20 protein-coding genes and 1 pseudogene are annotated in these 21,464 nt (G+C 46.0%); 6 read left to right on the forward strand and 15 right to left on the reverse strand.

Going from position 1 to position 21,464, the window contains the following annotated elements; all coding sequences use genetic code 11:
* Window positions 1-125: 125 nt before the first annotated feature.
* The 7 genes from EFA47_RS10440 to EFA47_RS10470 all read right to left on the reverse strand — a co-directional run bounded on the left by EFA47_RS10440 (window position 126) and on the right by EFA47_RS10470 (window position 8,935).
* Entirely contained in the window at window positions 126-1,868 is a 1,743-nt protein-coding gene (locus EFA47_RS10440; RefSeq protein ID WP_122643218.1) for an NADH-dependent [FeFe] hydrogenase, group A6, read from the reverse strand.
* A gap of 15 nt (window positions 1,869-1,883) precedes the next feature.
* Complete coding sequence (gene nuoF / locus EFA47_RS10445) at window positions 1,884-3,671, reverse strand: NADH-quinone oxidoreductase subunit NuoF (RefSeq protein WP_122643219.1); 1,788 nt, start codon at window positions 3,669-3,671, stop codon at window positions 1,884-1,886.
* A 20-nt stretch (window positions 3,672-3,691) separates the two neighbouring features.
* Window positions 3,692-4,072 carry a (2Fe-2S) ferredoxin domain-containing protein gene (locus EFA47_RS10450; protein WP_122643220.1) on the reverse strand — a complete coding sequence of 127 codons (381 nt, stop codon included), beginning with the start codon at window positions 4,070-4,072 and terminating at the stop codon, window positions 3,692-3,694.
* A gap of 32 nt (window positions 4,073-4,104) precedes the next feature.
* On the reverse strand, window positions 4,105-4,665 hold the full coding sequence (locus EFA47_RS10455) for an ATP-binding protein (protein ID WP_122643221.1): 561 nt from the start codon (window positions 4,663-4,665) through the stop codon (window positions 4,105-4,107).
* A 4-nt stretch (window positions 4,666-4,669) separates the two neighbouring features.
* Complete coding sequence (locus EFA47_RS10460) at window positions 4,670-5,164, reverse strand: NADH-quinone oxidoreductase subunit NuoE family protein (protein ID WP_122643222.1); 495 nt, start codon at window positions 5,162-5,164, stop codon at window positions 4,670-4,672.
* 498 nt (window positions 5,165-5,662) lie between these two features.
* Complete coding sequence (locus EFA47_RS10465) at window positions 5,663-7,285, reverse strand: GGDEF domain-containing protein (protein ID WP_235853247.1); 1,623 nt, start codon at window positions 7,283-7,285, stop codon at window positions 5,663-5,665.
* A 228-nt stretch (window positions 7,286-7,513) separates the two neighbouring features.
* Window positions 7,514-8,935, reverse strand: a complete 1,422-nt coding sequence (locus EFA47_RS10470) for a GntR family transcriptional regulator (protein ID WP_122643223.1) — start codon at window positions 8,933-8,935, stop codon at window positions 7,514-7,516.
* Window positions 8,936-9,565: 630 nt separating this feature from the next.
* On the opposite strand from EFA47_RS10470, the gene EFA47_RS10475 reads away from it, so the two are divergent.
* From EFA47_RS10475 to EFA47_RS10500, 6 genes are all read left to right on the forward strand, one after another.
* The gene (locus EFA47_RS10475; protein WP_122643224.1) at window positions 9,566-9,910 is read left to right on the forward strand and encodes a DRTGG domain-containing protein; all 345 of its coding nucleotides are present in this window, start codon (window positions 9,566-9,568) and stop codon (window positions 9,908-9,910) included.
* A complete protein-coding gene (locus EFA47_RS10480; RefSeq protein WP_122643225.1) occupies window positions 9,911-10,333 on the forward strand; it encodes an ATP-binding protein in 423 nt (140 codons plus the stop codon).
* Window positions 10,334-10,376: 43 nt separating this feature from the next.
* Window positions 10,377-11,774, forward strand: a complete 1,398-nt coding sequence (locus EFA47_RS10485; protein ID WP_122643226.1) for a [Fe-Fe] hydrogenase large subunit C-terminal domain-containing protein — start codon at window positions 10,377-10,379, stop codon at window positions 11,772-11,774.
* 200 nt (window positions 11,775-11,974) lie between these two features.
* Entirely contained in the window at window positions 11,975-13,276 is a 1,302-nt protein-coding gene (locus tag EFA47_RS10490; protein ID WP_122642273.1) for an IS110 family RNA-guided transposase, read from the forward strand.
* Window positions 13,277-13,563: 287 nt separating this feature from the next.
* Window positions 13,564-13,896, forward strand: coding sequence for a hypothetical protein (locus tag EFA47_RS10495; RefSeq protein WP_122643227.1), 333 nt, complete (start codon window positions 13,564-13,566; stop codon window positions 13,894-13,896).
* Window positions 13,893-14,612 (forward strand): PHP domain-containing protein, encoded by a 720-nt coding sequence (locus EFA47_RS10500; RefSeq protein ID WP_122643228.1) that lies wholly within the window; start codon window positions 13,893-13,895, stop codon window positions 14,610-14,612. The genes EFA47_RS10495 and EFA47_RS10500 overlap by 4 nt, the downstream gene beginning before the upstream one ends.
* A 58-nt stretch (window positions 14,613-14,670) precedes the next feature.
* On the opposite strand, the gene EFA47_RS10505 is transcribed toward EFA47_RS10500, so the two are convergent.
* The 8 genes and pseudogenes from EFA47_RS10505 to EFA47_RS10540 all read right to left on the reverse strand — a co-directional run.
* Window positions 14,671-15,207, reverse strand: a complete 537-nt coding sequence (locus EFA47_RS10505; RefSeq protein WP_330512188.1) for a flavodoxin family protein — start codon at window positions 15,205-15,207, stop codon at window positions 14,671-14,673.
* Between the two features lie 85 nt (window positions 15,208-15,292).
* The gene (locus EFA47_RS10510; protein ID WP_122643230.1) at window positions 15,293-16,459 is read right to left on the reverse strand and encodes an iron-containing alcohol dehydrogenase; all 1,167 of its coding nucleotides are present in this window, start codon (window positions 16,457-16,459) and stop codon (window positions 15,293-15,295) included.
* 274 nt (window positions 16,460-16,733) lie between these two features.
* Window positions 16,734-17,660: a ketopantoate reductase family protein gene (locus EFA47_RS10515; protein WP_122643231.1), complete on the reverse strand. Its 927-nt coding sequence runs from the start codon at window positions 17,658-17,660 to the stop codon at window positions 16,734-16,736.
* Between the two features lie 125 nt (window positions 17,661-17,785).
* Window positions 17,786-18,043 (reverse strand): recombinase family protein, encoded by a 258-nt coding sequence (locus tag EFA47_RS20475; protein WP_334295128.1) that lies wholly within the window; start codon window positions 18,041-18,043, stop codon window positions 17,786-17,788.
* A 73-nt stretch (window positions 18,044-18,116) separates the two neighbouring features.
* Window positions 18,117-19,502 (reverse strand): ABC transporter ATP-binding protein, encoded by a 1,386-nt coding sequence (locus EFA47_RS10525; protein WP_122643233.1) that lies wholly within the window; start codon window positions 19,500-19,502, stop codon window positions 18,117-18,119.
* The gene (locus EFA47_RS10530; protein WP_122643234.1) at window positions 19,499-20,194 is read right to left on the reverse strand and encodes an energy-coupling factor transporter transmembrane component T; all 696 of its coding nucleotides are present in this window, start codon (window positions 20,192-20,194) and stop codon (window positions 19,499-19,501) included. The genes EFA47_RS10525 and EFA47_RS10530 overlap by 4 nt, the downstream gene beginning before the upstream one ends.
* Complete coding sequence (locus EFA47_RS10535; protein WP_122643235.1) at window positions 20,194-20,793, reverse strand: MptD family putative ECF transporter S component; 600 nt, start codon at window positions 20,791-20,793, stop codon at window positions 20,194-20,196. The genes EFA47_RS10530 and EFA47_RS10535 overlap by 1 nt, the downstream gene beginning before the upstream one ends.
* 131 nt (window positions 20,794-20,924) lie before the next feature.
* Window positions 20,925-21,341: pseudogene (locus EFA47_RS10540) on the reverse strand (ATP-binding cassette domain-containing protein); the annotation flags it as partial.
* Window positions 21,342-21,464 lie beyond the last annotated feature (123 nt).

Genomic DNA, 21,464 nt, shown 5'->3' on the forward strand with positions numbered 1-21,464 from the left:
AGCACTGTAACTGACTGTGAAATCCCACTGCATACCCTTCTGGTATCTGAAGTGTGCATCCCACCGCCAAATCACAGTGCTATCTCTATCTGCATACATATGGCAGAAACGTATTATGCGCTATACTAGTTAATGCTCCGCTCTACATAGCTTGTGTGCAGAATATGATGTGCCTTCTCGCTTCCAGGCTCGCCCAAATATTCTGCATATATCTTCTGAATAGAAGGATTTTCATGGGATTTCCTGAATGTCTTGGCCGCATCATTGTCATACAAGGCTTTTGCCCGGATTGCCCTCACATCTGCATAATTCCGCACATCTGCATGTACTTGCGGCTGGCCGCCTCCATTGACGCATCCACCTGGGCAGCACATAATTTCGATAAAATGGTAATCTGCTTCCCCTGCCCGCACCTTATCCATAATCTGTTTTGCATTGGAAAGTCCCGATGCCACCGCCACTTTTACGTCCATGCCTGCAACATGGTAGGCCGCCTCTTTGATCCCTTCTGTACCACGTACCTCTGTAAAATCTACACTTTCCAGCTCTTCACCTGTAAGTTTCTCCACCGCTGTACGCAATGCGGCCTCCATAACACCGCCTGTAGCGCCGAAAATCACACCGGCCCCTGTAGATTCTCCTAACGGATCATCAAACCCTTCCTCCGGCAGGCTCTTAAAATCAATGCCTACCTTTCGTATCAGGCGTGCCAGCTCCCTTGTTGTAATGGAAATATCTACATCCGGCACGCCTGCTGCATTCTGGTCCTCACGGTTAATCTCGAACTTCTTTGCCGTACATGGCATTACACTGACACAGACAATATTCTTCGGGTCAATGCCCATCTTCTCAGCGTAATATGTCTTGGCAATAGCGCCGAACATCTGCTGGGGAGACTTGCAGCTTGACAAATGTGCGAGCTGGTCTGGGTAGTAATGCTCACAATACTTTATCCAGCCTGGGGAGCAGGAGGTCATCATCGGCAGAACCCCGCCGTTTTGTACACGGCCTAAAAATTCATGGGCCTCCTCCATAATCGTCAGGTCTGCGCTGAAATCTGTATCAAATACTCTATCAAAGCCAATACGGCGCAGAGCTGCTGCCATCTTGCCCTCCACATCTGTCCCCATGGGATAGCCAAACTCTTCGCCCAGGGCTGCCCGTACAGATGGCGCAGGCTGCACAATCACATGTTTCTCCGGATCCCCGATGGCTGCCAGAACATCATCCAGAAAATCCTTTTCATACAGGGCCCCCGTGGGACATGCCGTAATACACTGGCCACAGGAGACACAACTTGTATCGCCCAACCCCATATCAAAAGGAGAGCCGATAAATGTGGCAAATCCCCTGTTATTCGGGCCGATCACCCCCACTGCCTGTACCTTCTCACAGACTGCAGTACACCTGCGGCAGAGGATGCACTTATTATTATCGCGAACCATATGCGGGGAACTGTCATCTAATTCATACTCTGGGGACTCACCGGCAAAATAATTCTCATCTGCCACGCCCAGCTCCTGGCAGAGTGCCTGAAGCTCACAGTTTCCACTCCTCACACAGGAAAGACATTTTTTGTCATGATTGGAAAGAATCAGTTCCAAAGTCCTCTTTCTGGACTCGATTAACTGAGGCGTATTTGTGAGCACCTCCATGCCCTCACTGACTGGATGGACACAGGCTGCCACCAGGTTCCTGGCCCCCTTTACTTCCACAACACACATACGGCAGGCGCCGATTTCATTGATATCCTTCAAGAAACAGAGGGTAGGAATCTTGATTCCTGCTCCGTGGGCTGCCTCCAGGATAGTAGAACCTGCCGGTGCGCTGACATTCAAGCCATTGATTTTTAAATTCACATTCTCCATATTCTCTATCCTCCATTACTCTTTGTAAATTGCACCGAAACGGCATTTTTCCATACATGCACCGCACTTGAGACATTTCTCAGGATTAATCATATGTGGCTCCTTTACGCTGCCAATAATCGCATCTGCCGGACAGGCCCTGGCGCACAGCGTACAGCCTTTACACTTATCTACGTCAATCTTATATTGCAGCAGATCCTTACATACGCCCGCGGGACATCTTTTGTCTACGATGTGGGCTATATATTCATCCCTGAAATAGCGCAGGGTGGAAAGTACCGGATTAGGCGCCGTCTGCCCAAGGGCGCAAAGAGAATTGGATTTCAAGTGGTAGCAAAGTTCCTCCAACTTATCCAGATCCTCCATAGACGCCTGGCCTTTTGTAATCTTCTCCAAAATCTCCAGTATACGCCTGGTTCCAATACGGCATGGCGTACATTTGCCGCAGGATTCATCTACCGTAAACTCCAGGAAAAACTTAGCAATATCCACCATACAGGTGTCTTCGTCCATGACAATCAGCCCGCCGGACCCCATCATAGAGCCAATGGCAATCAGGTTGTCATAATCAATGGGCACGTCAAAGTGCTCAGCCGGGATGCAGCCGCCTGAAGGCCCCCCTGTCTGTGCGGCTTTAAACTTCTTGCCATTTGGCACCCCGCCGCCGATCTCCTCCACAATCTCTCGCAGTGTCGTCCCCATGGGGATTTCTACAAGTCCTGTATTATTAATTTTACCGCCTAAGGCAAATACCTTGGTTCCCTTTGACTTTTCTGTCCCCATGGAAGCAAACCACTCTGGGCCTTTCACAATAATCTGGGGAATATTGGCATAGGTCTCTACATTATTTAGGATAGTGGGTTTTTGGAACAGGCCCTTCAAAGCAGGGAACGGCGGACGGGGCCGGGGTTCGCCTCTGCTGCCCTCAATGGATGTCATAAGAGCCGTCTCCTCGCCACAGACAAAAGCACCGGCTCCCAGCCTAAGCTCAATGTCAAACTCAAAGCCGCTGCCAAAAATATCCTTGCCCAGCATTCCGTATTCTCTTGCCTGTTGGATGGCGATCTCCAGACGTTTTACCGCGATTGGATACTCAGCGCGCACATAGATATATCCCTGGGACGCGCCGATGGCATAACCTGCGATGGCCATGGCTTCCAGTACCACATGGGGATCTCCTTCCAATACGGAACGGTCCATAAATGCCCCCGGGTCTCCCTCATCTGCATTACAGCATACATATTTCTGGTCAGCCTCATTTGCGGCAGCAAACTTCCATTTCAGTCCCGTGGGGAATCCCGCCCCTCCGCGCCCTCTCAGGCCGCTGTCGAGAAGGATCTGGATGACATCTTCCGGCTTTTTCTCTGTCAGCACGACGCCCAGCGCCTCATACCCGCCTGTACCTATGTACTCCTCAATATTCTCAGGGTTAATCACGCCACAGTTGCGCAGAGCCACCCTCTTCTGCTTTTTATAGAAGTTTGTCTCATTCAGAGGCAGGATCTTCTCTGTCTTCGTGGTCTCATCATACAGAAGACGTTTTACAACCCGCCCTTTCAGCAAATGTTCAGAAACAATCTCAGGAATGTCATCCTCCTGTACCATCGAATAGAAGGAGCCTTCTGGATATACGATCATAATCGGCCCAAGGGCGCACAAGCCAAAACAGCCGGTTTTGACCACGCCAACTTCTTCTTCAAGACCCTGGGCCTTGATTTCTTTTTCTAGTTTATCTATAATTCTCTGGCTTCCGGAGGAGGTACAGCCTGTTCCACCACAAACCAAAACATGTGAACGATACATAGTCATCAGCCTCCTTTTTCTTATTTGGCACTGTCTTGGACAGCCCCCAATGTATACTTAGTCACCACCTGGCCGCCCTGCAGATGCAGCCTCAGCACTTCCAAGGCCTTCTCGGGGGTCATGTTTACATAAGTGACCTTCTCCTTACCTGGTTTAAGAACTTCTACAATCGGCTCATACTGGCACAGTCCAATACACCCCGTCTGGGTAACATTGATATCTACAAGGCCCTGCTCCTGCACTGCATCGGAGAGCGCCGTCAGCACTGGCCTGGCTCCACTTGCAATCCCACAGGTTGCCATGCCTACAATGACCCGGGTCTGATTCTCATTTTCGGTGCGCACTCCCACCTTGCCCTGCATCTTTTCCCTTATTGCACGTAATTCTTCAAGAGATTTCATATATTTCCTCCATTTCCTTAATTCCTGTTCATCTATATATCCGCTCCCTGGTCAGCTTCCTCTTTGTTGTCTGCCAAAAATCCCTTTATAAAATCAGATACCTCCGGGACAGAAAAAGAGATATCCTCCCCCAGTATCTTATGGATCTCCCTGGTATCAAGCACGAACTGATTCCCGTCATATGTGTAAGTATATATAAAGCGGATCTTTTCATGAAATACGATAAGCATATGTATCGTGGAACTAATATCCCCCAGTGGCATTCTGTCAATATGTGATAATCGAAAAACGGCTTCTGCCACGGTTCCTTTTCCTATTTCTGACGTAATACTGAAGCTCCCGCCTGTACTCTCGGCCGCTTGTTTAAAAAACGGGATTCCCAACCCTACTCTTCTGGTCGTCCTGGTGGTATAAAATGGGTCCTGAACCTTTTCCAGCTGTTCTTTTGACATACCGCACCCATTATCCTTTACCATCACTGTCAGCGTGTCGCTGCCTGTATCGACAGAAACCTCTATCTCAATCAGTGACGCTTTCGCCCGCACCGAGTTCTCAGCTATATCCAGTATACTCAGAGATATTTCAGGCATCATACGCTTATTGGTATTTTGCTAAAATATCGTCAATGTCATCTACAGTCAGACGGCCATATACTTCGCCATTGACCATCATAACCGGGGCCAACCCACAGGCCCCTACACAGCGGCAGGCATCCAGTGAGAATTTCCCGTCCGGGGTGCACTCTCCGCCTACAATTCCAAGCTTCTCCATGAGGGCATTATAAATATCCCCGGAGCCTTTTACATAGCAGGCAGTTCCGAGACAGACAGAAATCTGATATTTTCCTTTGGGACTTAATGTGAACTGAGAGTAGAATGTAGCAACTCCATAAATCTTTTCCAGAGGAATCCCTGTTTCATTAGAAATAATCTTCTGTACCTCAATGGGAAGGTAGCCGTAGATATCCTGAGCCTTCTGCAGAATCGGCATCAAAGCACCTTGTTCTTCTTTCAGCTCAGCTATCACTTTCAACAATGATTCTTCTTGTTCCTTTGTCCCGGAAAACGGAACAATTTGTTTCTTTACAGGCATCGCTTAACCTCCATTTCTTTGTTTAAGTCTATATCTATTTTATAATATCATGACATATAACAAAATTCCAGCGTTAATTACATCCATTTTTGTTTATTTTCAACGATAATCATTATCATTTTATAAAAAAATTATGTTATATCCTTTATTTTTCATAATATTCTCCGGCCGGTTTTCGTACAATATTACACGGCTTTAGCTGTGAACCGTCCCTCCTGGGCATGTACTTTTTATTACTTTTACCGCCAATTCCACTGTGTAAATATATCCTTTTATCACTTGGACTGTGGATGTAATCAGCAGAGGCAAAATATGTGTTGTTTTGTAATAGCAACTACTTAGGGAAATTACATAGATTACTTTTATAGATACAGATACTGATAAGACACCAGCGCCAGACATGCAGATCATAAAACATTTATACCGTTCATCACAAGAGGGATGCGGACTCCTCTTATACCAGGCGTATAAATTGAGGAATCCTTAACCCTATGACTTTTATCCTGTAAAAATATTACTTTTCGAAGCATCAGAAAATATCCAGAGAGTTTCTTCACCATCATAAGCATAATATTTAAACTTCATAATACTTAGCTTCACCCGTTCCTCATCCCTCTTCTCATATTCCAGTTCATAGATTCCTTCTTCCTCTAATAAAACTCCCAGCCTTTCATAATCCAAAACAGCGTCAAAGTGTGAAATATATTCTTCTTTTACGTAGCGCTGAATATAAATTTTTATTGCAGCCTTGTATTTCTGATGGGTCTGCTCTAATATTTCTTTAAAATAGGGGGGAATAAAAATTTGCCTTAATGTATCGTTTTTTATATTTACGAAATAAACACCTTTAAACGCTGGCGCTAAAACACTCAGAAAATGCTCTGCATCTCTTTTCTCTGCAAGCATCTTTTCCATCCGTTCATTAACCATCCTTGTCTGGCGTTCACTGCCCCCGCTAGAATAGTACTCTGCCTTATCCTCCTGCATGCGCCTCTCTGCTTCGAGGATTATTTCATCAATATCCAGGTTTTTATCCCGCCATTCAATCCCTATAGATACCGAATACCCGCAGCTTCTAACCTGCTCCGCAATACTGTCCACTCTCCGGATAAGCGCCTGCTGTGCAATATTCTTACATAGAACTACAAACTCATCTCCACCAATACGGAAAGTTTCAGTGGACCGGAAATTTGCTGCAATTGCCTGTGCAACAGTTTTTAGCATCAAATCCCCTGCGTCATGGCCCAAAGAATTGTTAATCTCATGCAGTCCATTCACGTCAAAATAGATACACGCATTGGAATCACACTTCATCCCCTTTAATTCCCTGACAGCATTCTGGTAGCCATTGCGATTCTGGAGATATGTAAGTGCATCGCAGTTTACCTCCTTTTCCAGCTTTACAGTTTTCGACTGCATCTCCTGATTCTGCCTTTGAACCAGTATCTCATTTGCCTTCGCCCGGATTCGCGAATTATAAAAACTGCCTGCTATGCCTATTCCAACAATGGTTATAAAAAGACTGTTAGTCAGATTATTAAAGGTATGATCTAACCCTGCCGGATTTGGGAAAAACGGAAGCATAATATTTAATATTGAGAATCCCCCCAGAAACATCAAGGCCATTTTATATGGCTCCATCATAACCACAATTGAAGTCAAAGCAGTCGTATACGTGTAGACTGTCAGGCTGTTTCCGCCAAGCTGGTCATTTAATGTAATGGCAATGCCCCAGACATTTAAAAATACAAGATACCAGTTCTCTATTTTAAAATAGATCCTATAAAAATCCCCGCCCGATCTCCTCAAATGTTTCTGAACCCACAGCACCAATACCGTGGCCAATATCAGACAAATGTACAGGCTAAAATACGCTGTCCTGCGCGGCTTTAAGAATGGTCCGCCTGGTCTCATGGAAATCATCAAAAGCATCAGCACTTCATAACAAAGAATAATTATATGGAAGATATAATTCCTTTTGCAGACTTCCTTGTATATTCCCGCAATAAGCTCGTCCTCACCTACTTCTGTAAGAAACTTTGAAAATCCGGCTTTCTTCATCCTCATCTGGTTGGACAGACTCCACAGCTTTTCACATATGCTTATTCCCAAAATCTTCACGGCAGCAGTATCCTCCTATCTCCCACTCAACCTTGTACCCTATAGTATATTTTAATACTACTTTTTTGGGCTGCTTCTGTCAATACTAAGTAATTAAAAAAATCCCTACTTTCATATATGCGGAAATTTTGACTTTTCTATTATTGTACTCTGCAGATCCGCTTTAATAAGGCAAAACAAAAAGACACACAAACTGTTGTTCCAACAATTCATATGTCTTTCCTGGCCCTAAACTAAAAATTTTTTTGCGCGCTGGTATGCACCCTGTGTTTCTTCAAAAAACCACTCTACAAAAACTTCTTTTTTCTTCTGTATATTTTGTTCCCCCAACAATAATTTCCTTAACCCTCCCTCATCTCCCCGGTGCCTTTCCATACCGCACGCCTCCAGAAGTCCCTCTGCCTTCAATATCTCCCGGAATTGACTATAAATATGATCTATAACATGCAGGGTTTCTGTTTCAAAAAGGCTGTCAATAGTATTCTTTAAAAACAGATCATTTTGTTTTTCCTCAATCCCCTTCACCAGTTTCTTCCAACGTTCCTCTCTGCATTCAATTACATAAAGTATAAACGGCCTGCAGATCAATGAAAAAATCTGTAATACCTCCATATACTCCTTTATAATCTCCTTTACCAAAGGATCCTCCTTAAGAATTATGCTTTTTCGTTCCCCCAGAACATTCACTCTGCTTCCCACCCCGTTTATAATTGTTATAACATTCCATTCATGCAGAACTTTCCCTGTTCTCCGAACTGTCTTTTCAGAGACACCATGTATTTCTGCTAATTTTGCATATGAGGGGAGTATCTCATTCTCCCTGTAATCCCCTCTGTTAATCTTCCTCAGAATATCTAGTGCAAGAAACAGATATCCGGTATTTATTTTGTTCCGTGGATACCAGACAGAATATTCGTTTCTATCTTCTTTCATTCCTTTGCAGATTCTGTTCAAATATTTTTCAGAGCGGGATTGTGTACTTTGGCAGTACAATTTAATTAATTTCCTCAATCCTTTATCATCCCGCAGCTTTACCGCTTCCTCCATTTTTTCAATGCTATACTTAATGTATTTCCTGGCCACTTTAAATTTCATACTCCCTCTGTCCTTTTTCTCCAAAGGAAGCTGTATAAACTGAAACAACGCCTTGAAAAAGTCCTCCAGCAGCTGATTTTCCACCGTAGATAATACCCGAATATAAATTTCGATTAGTTCCTGCGCCATCTCCAACTCGTTTCGTGACTGCATTGCATCTGCATAGTTATCAAGAGTCTCTATTATTCCGTCAATTTCTCTGTCAGATAACATCACTATAATTTGGGTAAACAATTGTGGCATTGTTGCAGTAAGGAAGGCATGTACCTCCCCAATCGCCGCCTTCCTCCCCATAATTTCTTTAAGATACATGCTTCTCAGCCTGGCATCATCCCAATCAAAACAAACTTCAGGCATCCGTTTTCCCTTTCTGGACACATACCCTTTTTCTTCCAGGACATCCACAACCGATCTTGCCGTATTTCTTCCGATCCCATACACTTCACAGAGTTCCTGAAGACTTAGGAAGGTCTCCCCTTTTTTCCATTTTCCACAATAAATATCTGTAATGATACTAGAAGATACACTATAATATAAAGTTTTTTCCTTCTCCATAATATATATGTTCCTTATAATCAATCCCGTTTCACTTAGTTCCCTAACCCTTTAAACAATATCCTGCCCAATTTTGTATTATCAATATGGTGAGGAACCTTTATTTCCTCCGTATCCCTCTTCTCCATCCGTCCTATGGGCAGTACAAAAACTAGTATGTTTTCCCTTATCTATTTATAATATCATAAGGCATTGCCTGTTATTATACAAGCCAATACAAAGGAAGGATACTTTTATCATATGGCACACAGGGACCCAATACCCCAAATCTTGGTTATCATTTATTCCATAAAGGCCGAAATATTTAATAGAAGAAAGGAATCTGCTGCTACAAATCATTCATTATTTGCTCACAATGTTTTTTTAAGCAACCCTTTTATTTAATAATATGATATTCTTGACGTAGGAGGCAATAAATACTTGTATATCTTGCAGGACTTTGTCTATCCACAAGGGCATATATTGAGAAGGGGAGCTACGGGACATAGGCAACTGTATGGCCATATATCCTTTAACCTGGAACTTATGTCCAATTTACTTATCCCATTGGACATGAGTAGTCCAATTTACTTAACTTTATTGGATATTAGCAGTCCAATAAGGTTATGCTTTTAAATGATAGGAGGACTTATGACAATTAGTGAAATGCAAAAGCTGCTGGACGCCGATATTCTATTCGGCGAGGAGCTGACAGACCTGGATGTAAAATCCGTCTTTTCAGCCGACATGATGAGCGATGTCCTGGCATATGGGGAAGAATGTTCTGTCCTCATTACCGGCCTGTGCAATCCACAGGTAGTACGCACTGCAGAAATGCTGGATATCGCCTGTATTATTTTTGTCCGGGGCAAAATGCCGGATCAGGATATCATCTCCCTGGCAAAGGGGAAGAAGATGGCGATCCTGGCAACCAAACTTTTCATGTTCACCGCCTGTGGCATCTTGTATGAGCATGGACTCAGAGGAGGTGCCTAGATGTCTGATCAGTTAGAATTCCATTATACCATCTCAGGGGAGGACTTCACCTGTGCAGGAGAGGCAAGCAGCGCTGTTAAAAACAAACTGAAAATGCTGGGCGTGGACAGCGGCGCCATCCGAAAAGCAGCCATCGCCATGTACGAGGGTGAAATAAATATGGTCATACATGCCAACGGCGGGGAGATCACTGTCACAATTTCTGACCAAGATATCACCATGACGCTGGCTGATACAGGGCCGGGCATTCCAGATATTTCCAAAGCCATGCAGGAAGGTTTTTCTACGGCCCCTGAGGAGGTCCGTTCTCTTGGTTTTGGGGCGGGGATGGGCCTGCCGAACATAAAGAAATATTCGGACGAATTTCACATTGAATCTGTACCTGGAACCGGCACTACCGTCACAATGAAAGTGTTTCTTTAGTATCTGCAAATGATAGATGAATAACCGGCAGAAAGGAGCCAGCATGAATAAATTTATGCGTTCTGTCCGACTAAATGAGGATGCCTGCCAGGGCTGCATCAACTGCATTAAGTACTGCCCCACCCAGGCAATCCGCGTACATAACGGAAAAGCACATATTATAGATAAATTCTGTATAGACTGTGGCAGATGCATCCGCTACTGCCCCCATCACGCTAAAGTGCCCGCCTACGATTCCCTCAATGTGCTGAACAATTATAAGTACACAGTCGCACTGCCTGCACCTGCCCTTTATGCGCAGTATAACAACCTGACAAATGTGGATATTGTGTTAAATGCACTCCTAAAACTGGGATTCGATGATGTGTTTGAGGTAAGTGCGGCTGCGGAGCTTGTCTCCGAGGCCTCAAGGGCATATATAAAGGCCCACAGCCAGGACGGGCCATTTATTAGCTCCGCCTGCCCTTCTGTGGTGCGGCTGATCCGTGTAAAATTCCCAGCGCTTTTGTCCCGGCTTCTGCCTCTGAAGCCACCGGTGGAGGTTGCGGCTGAGATCGCCAGGGCCAGGGCAATGGAAAAGACGGGCCTGCCGTCTGAAGATATCGGCATTATTTTTATATCCCCATGCCCTTCCAAAGTTTCCTATGCGAAGTCCCCCCTGGGCATTGATAAAAGCAATATAGACAATGTGGTGGCCATCAAGGATGTCTATCCCCTTTTACTCCCCCATATGAACCGGGACGAGAGCCAATTAAAGCCGCTGTCCTGCTCCGGCCGCATCGGATTGGGATGGAGCAATGCAGGGGGTGAGGTTGGAGGACTTTTATTGGACAGCTATCTGGCGGCAGACGGCATTGTTAATATTTTACGTGTCCTGGAGGCCATGGAGGATGAAAAGATACATGGCCTTAAATTTATTGAACTCAGCGCATGCAGCGGCGGGTGCGTGGGCGGTACTCTTACTGTGGAAAACGCCTATGTGGCAGCCGCAAAGACAAAGAAGCTTTTAAGGTACCAGCCAGTATCCAAGAGCCATCTGTCAGCCAACCCGGAAATCCAGGATATATATTGGGATGACGACGTAGAATATGAGCCAGTGTTCAGGCTTGGGGATACTTTCAAGGAAAGCCTGGAGATGATGAGCACAGTGGAGGAGCTGACAAAGAAGTTTCCCGGGCTTGACTGTGGTTCCTGCGGGGCCCCCACCTGCCAGACACTTGCGGAGGATATTGTCAGAGGCGCCGCCACAAGCAATGACTGCATCTATGTACTTCGGGGGAATATAGCCAGCCTGTCCAAAGAAATCGATTTTCTCTCCAAGGCGTCTAATCTTTCCTGCGACTATACAGACGAGAGCACGAAACTGCTCCACGAGTACATCCACAAACTTACGGCAGAGCTGGATGCCTTTGGAGTCCCAAATCAGCAAAAAGAAAAGTAACATGCGGCTATAGGGCCAGATGGTATTCGCCCTTTAGAGTGTAAAAATATCTATACTTATTGGACTGCTAATGTTCAATAAGGCATAATAGCATTCCTATAGAGAATGAAATTTGAACTTTGACAAAATAAAATCTCCCCGTATGATGTATATGAGTTTAGCGACTTAATACATCAGAATACAAAGGAGATTTTATAACAATGAAAGTAAAGTATGAAGACCGCCTGAAACAGAAACTACTCGCAATCAAAACAAATACCCTTATAGTTGGCGTGGATATCGCCAAAAACTATCAGTGGGCAAGGTTTGTTGATTTCAGAGGCATTGAGTATAGCCATGCCTTGAAATTCAAAAACAGTAAAAGCGGCTTTGAGACTATATTAACAAGGATCCGCCAGATATGCAAGGAGGAAAATTTTGCAGAGGCTGTCGTTGGAATGGAACCCACCGGACATTACTGGAAAGCATTCGCGAACTGGCTTAATAAGCAGGAGGGGATCAGGGTCGTCCTCGTCAATCCGTATGCGACAAAACAGGCAAAGGAGCTTGATGATAACAGCCAGACAAAGTCGGATAAGAAGGATGCGCTGACGATTGGGAAGCTGGTGAAGGACGGGAGATATTTTGAACTGTACCTGCCCCATGATATTTATGCCGAACTGAGAGTGCTGTCCACGACCAGAACCGGATTAAATAAGCGTAAAAGTGCATTGAAGAATACAGTTACGGCGGTACTGGATGAGTTTTTCCCGGAGTATACAGAAGTGTTCAAATGCCCGCTTACGGGGAAAGCATCGAGGCAGATATTAAAGGTATGCCCATTTCCTAAATTCATTCTTGAGCTAAGTGTAGACGGGGTTACAGCAGAGATAAAGAAAGCGGTAAAGAAAACCGTTGGACGCAGGAAAGCAGAACAGCTTGTAGAAGCCGCAAAAGATTCCATCGGCGTAGATTATGGGGAAGAAGCTGCCATGCTGAAACTGAGCCTGACGCTGGAAGAACTGGGGCTTTTGGAGAAACAGACAGAAGAACTGGAAGGAAAAATGGCAGAAATGTTAGAGAAGACCGAGTATGCAGGATTCTTATTAAGTATAAAGGGAATCGGCGTGGTAACACTGGCGGCGTGTCTTGGGGAGCTTGGCGACCCGACTCGTTTTGAAAACCCGCGTCAGATGAGCCGTATGGCAGGGTATAACCTTGTGGAGGACAGCTCAGGAAAGAACAAGAGCGGGACAAAGATATCCAAACGAGGGAGGAAAAACCTGCGGAGTGTGCTGTATCAGATGGCACTGACAATGGTTGCTGCAAATGATGAGATGAAACAGTTATACCATTACCTGAAAACGAGGGAGAAAGATCCGCTGAAAAAGATGCAGGCATTGATCGTAGTCAGCAAAAAGATACTGACGCTGATCCACACGCTTGCCAAGAAAAAGGAAAACTACGACCCGAAAAAAGTATTCGGATATGTCCGCAGGGAACAGCTTAAAGCAGCTGCCTGAGAAGAAAGAGAGCCGGTAATGGCACGGGGACAAGGAGGGATCCTCCATCAGCCCAAAGAGGCAGCATGATAGCACAAGTCTGCCCCGTGCCTTTATCCATAAAGCAGAAGGAAGGAATGTCAGGGCAAAGACCCAGCGAGAACTGGTAGGGTAAGTGTATGGATATAGATCGGCAGAAGAAAGAACATCAGTCATTCCATCCATTTATGGATGATGATATAAAACTTTAAAATATATCGGGAGATATATTGACAAATTTCAAATATTGAGGTAGGAGGATGGTACAGATGAAGCTTCAGAATATTTTAGATTTGCCCGACTGCCAGGTCCTGGTAAAAGGAGATCCCGAGCGGACTCTCTCCCGGGTGTTTTGCTGTGACCTGCTCAGTATCGCCATGGGAAAGGCGCCGGCTGACGGTGTATGGGTGACGGTCATGGGGAATAAAAACACACTGGCCGTGGCCTCCCTCGCTGATGTGGCGTGTATTATACTGGCAGAGGGCGTGACCCTGGACGGGGGCACCCTCGCGCAGGCAGAAAAAGAAAAGATCGCCATCATGTATACCCAGCTGCCTGTCTTTGACACAGCCCTGGCAGTGTACCAGGCAGGTCTTTCATGACTCCCCTGTATTATGACCTCCACCTTCATTCCTGCCTTTCCCCTTGCGGAGATGAGGATATGACCCCCGCAAATATTGTGGGAATGGCAGCAATAAAGGGACTGGATGTCATTGCCCTGACAGACCACAACAGCTGCAAAAACTGCCCGGCCGCCCTTTACCACGGGCAGAATTATGGAGTTACCGTCATCCCCGGCATGGAACTGTGTACTGCCGAGGAGGTTCATGTGATCTGCCTGTTTCCAAGTCTTTTTGATGCACTTTCCTTCGATGCCTATGTATACGGGCATATGCTGCCTGTCAAAAACAAAGAAGAGATTTTTGGCAGGCAATTAATTATGAATGAAGCTGATGAGATAACCGGTACAGTGGAAAACCTGCTTATAAGCGCCACGGATATTTCTTTTGACACTGTATTTTCCCTGGCCGCGGACCACCGCGGGATAGCTTATCCCGCCCATGTAGATAAATCCTCCACCAGCCTTTTGTCCAACCTGGGGTTTGTCCCTCCGGACAGTACTTTCACATGCGCAGAGTTCCACGACTTAAAAAATCTCCACCGCATACAAAAAGAGCATCCTTACTTCTCAGACTGTAACATCATAAGCAGCTCGGATGCCCATTATCTGGAAGATATCCAGGAACCTGGCTATCAGATTCTTTCTAAATCCAGACAAATTGAAGATATATTATATGCAATTCAGAAAACGGTTTGAAAAGGGGACAGACCCTTTTGCAAAAGGGACAGACCCCTTTGCAGAAGGGACAGACCCCCTACCACTCCCCTCTTCCCATCTCGTACGCCATTCTGGGGTACTGTGATTCTTCTATGTCGCTGCGGACGCCGCATCCTGCTGCCAGAATCCGGCCTGCATCTTCCCACTCCAGATATTCAACAATTGCCTCATAGCTATGTTCTAAAGCCTTCATGGCTTCAGGGCCGTCATAGGCTGTGGCCATCAGTACAGCTTTCTTTTTGCTTTTCTGCAGCCTGTCATTTTCTGCATAAAAGCGGTCGATCACTGTTTTTAGCTGTGCAGATATGCCAAAATAATACAGCGGCGTGACAAAAACTACCAAATCTGACTCCAACAGAACTGGATTTAATTTTTCCATGGAATCTTTCTGGATACACGCTCCTCCATCCCGGCATTTATCACAGCCAAGGCAGGGGCCTACCTTCTCAAATGCTGCGTCGAACCGAAAAACTTCATGTCCTGCCTCCCCGGCGCCCCTTATAAATTCATCGGCCAAAAGGGCGGACGTCCCTCTCCTGTGGGGACTTCCTGTAATAACTGTGATTTTCATCATGGTCTCCTCCAGTATAGTCAGAACGTGCCAGATTATCCAGACACCTAAATGTTCTGGCACGCTCCCTTGTTATATATCCTCTATCTTAAAGGCACATCTCAAATATCTTCTCAATATCGCCCTGATTTAAAGCCTTGAAACCCTGCAGAACGCCATGGCCGCAGGCCTTTGCCGCCATAACCGGAAAATCTTCCCTGCAAATCCCCACCTCAGTGAAAGTACTTTTTAATCCCAATGTCCCGAACAAGAAATCAGACAGCATTTCAATACTCTTCTTCGCCACCTCCATAGGATTCAAGGAAGCATCTATCCCAAAGACATTTGTTCCAAACTGATAATATTTTGACACCGTTGTCTCGTCCAAGCAGTACTCCAGCCAGCGGGGAGCCAAAATAGCAAGTCCCAGTCCATGGGTAATATCATAAATTGCGGAAAGCTCATGTTCCATTGGATGGCAGCTCCACTCCTGCTGTTTCCCTCCATTAATAAACCCATTGATGGCCCAGGAGGATGTCCACATCAGGTTTGCACGCGCTTCATAGTTTTTCGGCTCTTTCATCGCAACAGGTGCGTATTTTATAATGGTCTTCATCATGCCTTCCATAAAGCAGTCCAGCATATAAAGATCCTGCTCCATATTAAAATAAACTTCCATAATATGGTTCAGCATATCTGCTGCGCCGCAGGCAGTCTGATAAGGACTGACCGTATATGTATCCACAGGATTCAAAAATGACACTTTTGGCAGCAGCACAGGCTCCATGCGCCCTATCTTATCTTTCGTCTCAGGATTTGAAATAACGCCCCCGCAGTCCATTTCCGAGCCTGTTGCGGATAATGTTAGGACTGTCAAAACCGGCAGCGCCTTTTCTATAGGCGCCCACTCAGAAAAGAATTCCCATGGGTCGAAATCTACACAGGCGCCTGCCGCCATATATTTAGTGGCGTCCAGTGTGGAACCGCCCCCTACCGCCAGTAATACGTCAATCTTTTCCTTTTTACAGATCTGTGCCCCTTCCCGCACAGAATCTATCCTCGGATTAGGTTCTATGCCTGAAAGTTCAAATAAAGCCAGTCCTGCTTTCTTAATTTCGGATGTCACTGCATCATACAAGCCTGTTTTTTTAATTGAACCCCCGCCGTAAGTCAAAAGGACACGGCTCCCATACTTGGACAGTTCCTCCCCGAGATGGCCCAGCTGGTTTTCTCCAAAATACACTTTTACAGGAATATCATAAATAAAGCTATTCATAGTCAAAACTCCTCCTTACATTCAGTACCATCCTGCGCATAAAACTCCCTTGCCGCTGGATGTGCATCCAAATTTTTATTGACATGCACCACACAGGAATTATTGCAGGAAAATTCAAACGCAGTCTGGCACAATGGACATGAATCAACACTTTTAAGTTACTATTCATATGATAATACATAAACCTGGCTTCAGGTCAAGATTTTTTTGGAATTTATTGGTTATTTATTAAATAATCCAGCAGGACTGCCAGTGATATCTTATGAACTAATACTTAAAACATCCCTTCGTTTTTCTCCTCAAGTACTCTTATAGCCTGAAGAAACATCCTGCACACTGGAGTCTCAATCCCAAGCTCATGCCCCATCCTGACCATGCTTCCTGCAAACATATCTATTTCCGTCTTTCTTCCAGCCTCCAAGTCCTGCAATGTAGAAGGTTTATTCCCGAAAGGAATCTTCATGATGGTATCGTACTGCCTTTCCATCTGGCCATCTGTAATAATAATCCCCTTAGCTTTTGCCACTGCCTGTACTTCTCTCATGGCGGCCATCCTGATTTGATTGGCAGGTTCGCTTCTCTGAAAAGCCCCAAAAGGAATGCCCAGAAGTGCGCAAGTCAGGTTTTCCCCCACATTGCACATATATTTAAACCAGAGTCCCCATATCATATCCTTCTCAACCCGGTAAGGAATATCGCAGAATTCCATCAGCTCCTTCACATCCCGGACACGGCTTGTCAAGGTCTCATTTTTTGCCTCGCCAAAATATACCTTTCCTCCCCAGGGATCATAGTCTGCCCTGCCATTTTTCATCACAATTGACATTCTCATATAAGAATATAAGACATGTTCCCAGCCATATGCCCCGGCTACTTGCTCTTCGCTCTCTACGCCATTCATTACACATAAAATCTGTGTATCCGGCCCCACGAATTTTCTGATATCTTGTATTGCCTGCTTAAGGCCTGTATCCTTTACCGCCATAATAATAAGATCCGTCTGTTTTCCCTCCTCAGGCGTCCGGACCACAAAGCGGTAATTCACGCCATTTATCACCACCCCATTCTTCTGAAGCCTTTCTTTACGTTCTCCTTCTGCAATCACACAGAAATTTTCCCTGCCAAGCTTCTCCTCCAGCCTTGGCGCAAAAAACACGCCCATGGCGCCCAGGCCAATCAATGCCACATTTTTAATTTCCATCTCTATAATCCGCCTTTCTTTAAAAATTCCCTTTCTCTCATTAAGGTATACTGCATATACAATACTCCTCTATACAGATTCACCCTCCGGGGATATGTGCAAATACAAATAAATGCCTAAAGTATTTACATCCTACACAGGCAGTATAACACATTTTTCCATGGCTGAGGGCAACATTCACCTGCAAAAGAAAAAAGCCTTCCTAAAAGGCACACCCATAAGGAAGTATCGGTGTAGTAGCGGACTTTTAGATAATCGCGCCCCATGGGGGACATATCCTTGACGATAACCGTCTTAACTGTTCCAACTTCCGCAAGACGTATCATCTCATTCCAGCCAGGCCTGTCAAACATCACACCGGAAACACCGCCGTCAATGAAAATGCAGGATTAGGAAACCACCATCACTCTGCACACCTGTATCTTAAATGAGTAAATATCAATTTTGATCCATCGCTCATTCCAGATAAAGCTCATAATTACAGCAGCATCGCATCAATTCCTTATCATGAGTGATAACAAGGATTGTTTTTCCGGTATCCGCCTCAGAGCGGAGTACATCTGCAATGGTACCCATATTGCCGCCGTCAAGACCGCTGGTAGGTTCATCGAAAATCAGGATATGGCGGTCTGAAAGGATACCGCAGGCGATGGATAATCTCTGCTTCTGCCCGCCAGAAAGGGATGCCGGATGCACGTCCTTATATGCGTACAACCCAAGCTTTTTTAACAGTCCCCTGGTTTTTTCCAACCGTTTGGGAGAATGGCCGGAGCAAAGCAACAGTTCATCAGTGACACTGTCCGTAAAAAACTGCGTTCCTGTGTCGTTAGAGCCATACCACACCTCGTTCCTGCGTTTTCCCGCCGAAAGGATTTTGCCGCCTATGCTTATTTCGCCACCACTCTGTTTCCACAGTCCAGCCAGCACCCGCGCAAGGCTGGTTTTGCCTGCGCCGTTTTCTCCAGTCAGCGCAGTAATCTGCCCACCGGGCAAAGAGAAATTTAAACCTTCAAAAATCGTCATATTTTTACGCTTGCAGGACAGATTGCCCACGGAAAGAGATGTTTTCCTGTCACCCCTTGGCGGCGCCGGCAAAAAAGAATCCACTTCGGCCATTTCCCGGAGTCCATATTGGCTGCGTTCTTCTTCGGTCATTTCCCGCATCTGCGCCGCTGTTTTTTTCCATTGTATTCTCCCATCTGAAACATATATAAAACGGTCGGCAATTCCATTCAGCCATGAAAGCCGATGTTCCGCGATGATGAGGGTATTTCCTTCGCCTTTCAGTTTCCGTAAAATATCCGCAAGCTTCACAGTCCCGCCATCGTCTAAATTGGCCGTAGGCTCATCACAGACATAAGTATGGGGGGCAAGCGCGTAGACCGATGCAATTGCCACGCGCTGCTTCTCGCCACTGGAGAGAACGTCAAGAGGAGAAAGGCGCAGCCCTTCCAGTCCGAAAGAGGCAATCGCACTGTCAGTACATCTCTTTACCTCTTCTTTTGCCATTCCGTAATTCTCACAGGCAAAGGCAACCTCCCCCTCAAGTTCCGATGAAAAGAACTGGCTTTTCGGATCTTGAAACACGCTTCCGATTTCCCGTCCGATTTCCCATGCCGGAAGCGTGGCAATCTCCGTTTTGTTTATATTTATCCTGCCTGTCAGTTCCCCCTGATAATAGGATGGGGCAAGGCCATTGATCAGCCTTGTCAGCGTTGTTTTCCCGCCGCCGGACGGACCTGTCAGCACGACGCATTCCCCATCACGCACAGTAAGGTCAATATCATGGACGCCCTCTTTGCATTCCGCATATTGGAATGTCACATTATGTAAGGTAATCATATGCGTATCCCTCCGATACCAAGAAATACAGCGGTCACGGCAGTCCAGAGCATCATACAGACATAATCGAAAACACCGGTTTTCTTTTCGAAATAGCTGCCCCGCTTTCCGGGGCGCTCGGCGCCACGCGCTACTGCGGAAACCGAGAGCTGGTCTGCAATCTGCAGGCAGCGCAGCAGCAAAGGCACGAGCACATATTCGCAGGATGCCGCAGGATGGCTGGCAAGCTGTGCGGGCGCAGTCAGGCCACGGTTGCGCATGGATTGCCAGACGCTCCTAAGTTCCGCTTTCATCGTCGGAAAAAAGCGGAACACGACCAAAAGGCCGAGAATCATGGGCGTTGGCGTGTGGATGCGGGATAAAAATGCCGCAAGTTTACCGGGCGGCGTAGTAATGAGATCCCACGACACGATGAAAACAGGCATCAGATTCCAGAACATCAGCGCATAAAATTCTGAAAAAACCACCATATGAAATCCATGAAAGCGGATTAAGTATAAAAGCAGTGCGAGCAGCGCATAAAATGCGCCCATAGAACGCAGCAGCCTCCAATTGCGCTGAACCCCCAAATAAACGAAGCCGAAACCAGCCAGGACGCAGGTCAGCACGGTATCGGCAGCCAGGGATACACCAACAATCGTGCAGACAAGCGCCCATAGCTTAACCGGAACGGCAAAGTGTTGCCGCCGCATTACAGCACGCCCGCCTTTTTAAAGTGCTTATGGACCAGTTTCCCGCCGACGAGACTGCCAAGGAATCCGCCGAGCGTTGTAAACAGGATGATAAACACCAGCCAGCCGGGGGACGTGTAATAATGCACAAAAAAGTCGATATAGCTCTGTTCCATGCCGCTGGACAGGGCAAATGCCTCATATGTGTCCCAAAAAAACCAGATGGGCAGAAGGTTCACGCCGTTGTACAGCAGACTTGCCACCGTCCAGGCAAGCGTCATTTTCTTTTTTGATTCCCAGCCATCCTTCCATAAGATTGCCTCACAGATTATACCAACGATGATATAATAGGGAAGCAGATACCAGTTGCCCATAATAAGGAAAACCAGGCCAAGTATGGTCATGTAAATGAGTGACACAAAGCGTTTATGCACCCGGCTTACCATGAGAAAAAAGATTGGTGCGCACAAAAACATAGTAAAACCCACCGATAGGACCATGCTGACAAAATCATTTGCCATGCAGACCATATTTACAATAAGTTGGATTACGATAAGCAGTACGGTAAGCAGTACCGTAGTAATCACATCCCTGACATTCCATTTTTGCGTTGTTTTCATTGATTTTTCCTCCTGTCATTTAATTGAAACCGCTCCGTTCATTTCCTATTAGAGTCCGTTCTTTAAGCCGCTTTCTCTATGAGGCTCCAGCCAATTGCCGTCTCACGCATCTTGATGAAGCGGCGGTACCATCACTGGGTCTCCATTAATTCCCTGTGTGTGTGCCGTTGGACTATCCGCCCCTTGTCCAAGACGATGATCTGGTCGGCGTTTCGGACAGTAAAAAGCCTGTGGGCAATCATAATAATTGTTTTTGTTTTAGCTTTCGTCAGTTCCGGAATGGCTATCTGCAGCTCCTGCTCATTTTCCGGATCAACACTGGCGGTTGCCTCGTCCAGAATCACAAGGGGCGCATCCTTCAGGATGGCGCGGGCAATGGCGATACGCTGCCGTTCCCCTCCGGATAAATTCCCGCCACCGTCGCCAGCCAAAGAATCATAGCCTTTGGGAAGAGCAGAAATAAAATCATGGCATCCCGCCTGCTTTGCCGCAGCCATCATTTCTTCATCCGCGGCATCCGCATATTTCCCATAAGATGCATTACCCTGATTAAAAGTCTTAATGACTTCGATACCCCCTATGTATTCGACAATGGCGGCATCCATGTATTTTCATTCTGTTGATACATTGCTCATTTAAAAGCCTTCCACCCATCAGTTAGCTTTCACTAA

This window comes from Luxibacter massiliensis, from assembly GCF_900604355.1.
GTDB classification, from domain to species: Bacteria; Bacillota; Clostridia; order Lachnospirales; family Lachnospiraceae; genus Luxibacter; species Luxibacter massiliensis.

Coding starts and splice junctions, on each gene's coding strand:
- EFA47_RS10440 (WP_122643218.1), bottom strand. CDS start 1,868: ATGGAGAATGTGAATTTAAAAATCAATGGCTTGAATGTCAGCGCACCG.
- nuoF (WP_122643219.1), bottom strand. CDS start 3,671: ATGTATCGTTCACATGTTTTGGTTTGTGGTGGAACAGGCTGTACCTCC.
- EFA47_RS10515 (WP_122643231.1), bottom strand. CDS start 17,660: ATGGAAATTAAAAATGTGGCATTGATTGGCCTGGGCGCCATGGGCGTG.
- EFA47_RS10470 (WP_122643223.1), bottom strand. CDS start 8,935: ATGGAGAAGGAAAAAACTTTATATTATAGTGTATCTTCTAGTATCATT.
- EFA47_RS10495 (WP_122643227.1), top strand. CDS start 13,564: ATGAAGCTTCAGAATATTTTAGATTTGCCCGACTGCCAGGTCCTGGTA.
- EFA47_RS10500 (WP_122643228.1), top strand. CDS start 13,893: ATGACTCCCCTGTATTATGACCTCCACCTTCATTCCTGCCTTTCCCCT.
- EFA47_RS10535 (WP_122643235.1), bottom strand. CDS start 20,793: ATGAAAACAACGCAAAAATGGAATGTCAGGGATGTGATTACTACGGTA.
- EFA47_RS10455 (WP_122643221.1), bottom strand. CDS start 4,665: ATGATGCCTGAAATATCTCTGAGTATACTGGATATAGCTGAGAACTCG.
- EFA47_RS10475 (WP_122643224.1), top strand. CDS start 9,566: ATGACAATTAGTGAAATGCAAAAGCTGCTGGACGCCGATATTCTATTC.
- EFA47_RS10460 (WP_122643222.1), bottom strand. CDS start 5,164: ATGCCTGTAAAGAAACAAATTGTTCCGTTTTCCGGGACAAAGGAACAA.
- EFA47_RS10450 (WP_122643220.1), bottom strand. CDS start 4,072: ATGAAATCTCTTGAAGAATTACGTGCAATAAGGGAAAAGATGCAGGGC.
- EFA47_RS10530 (WP_122643234.1), bottom strand. CDS start 20,194: ATGCGGCGGCAACACTTTGCCGTTCCGGTTAAGCTATGGGCGCTTGTC.
- EFA47_RS10525 (WP_122643233.1), bottom strand. CDS start 19,502: ATGATTACCTTACATAATGTGACATTCCAATATGCGGAATGCAAAGAG.
- EFA47_RS10490 (WP_122642273.1), top strand. CDS start 11,975: ATGAAAGTAAAGTATGAAGACCGCCTGAAACAGAAACTACTCGCAATC.
- EFA47_RS10505 (WP_330512188.1), bottom strand. CDS start 15,207: ATGATGAAAATCACAGTTATTACAGGAAGTCCCCACAGGAGAGGGACG.
- EFA47_RS10510 (WP_122643230.1), bottom strand. CDS start 16,459: ATGAATAGCTTTATTTATGATATTCCTGTAAAAGTGTATTTTGGAGAA.
- EFA47_RS10485 (WP_122643226.1), top strand. CDS start 10,377: ATGAATAAATTTATGCGTTCTGTCCGACTAAATGAGGATGCCTGCCAG.
- EFA47_RS10480 (WP_122643225.1), top strand. CDS start 9,911: ATGTCTGATCAGTTAGAATTCCATTATACCATCTCAGGGGAGGACTTC.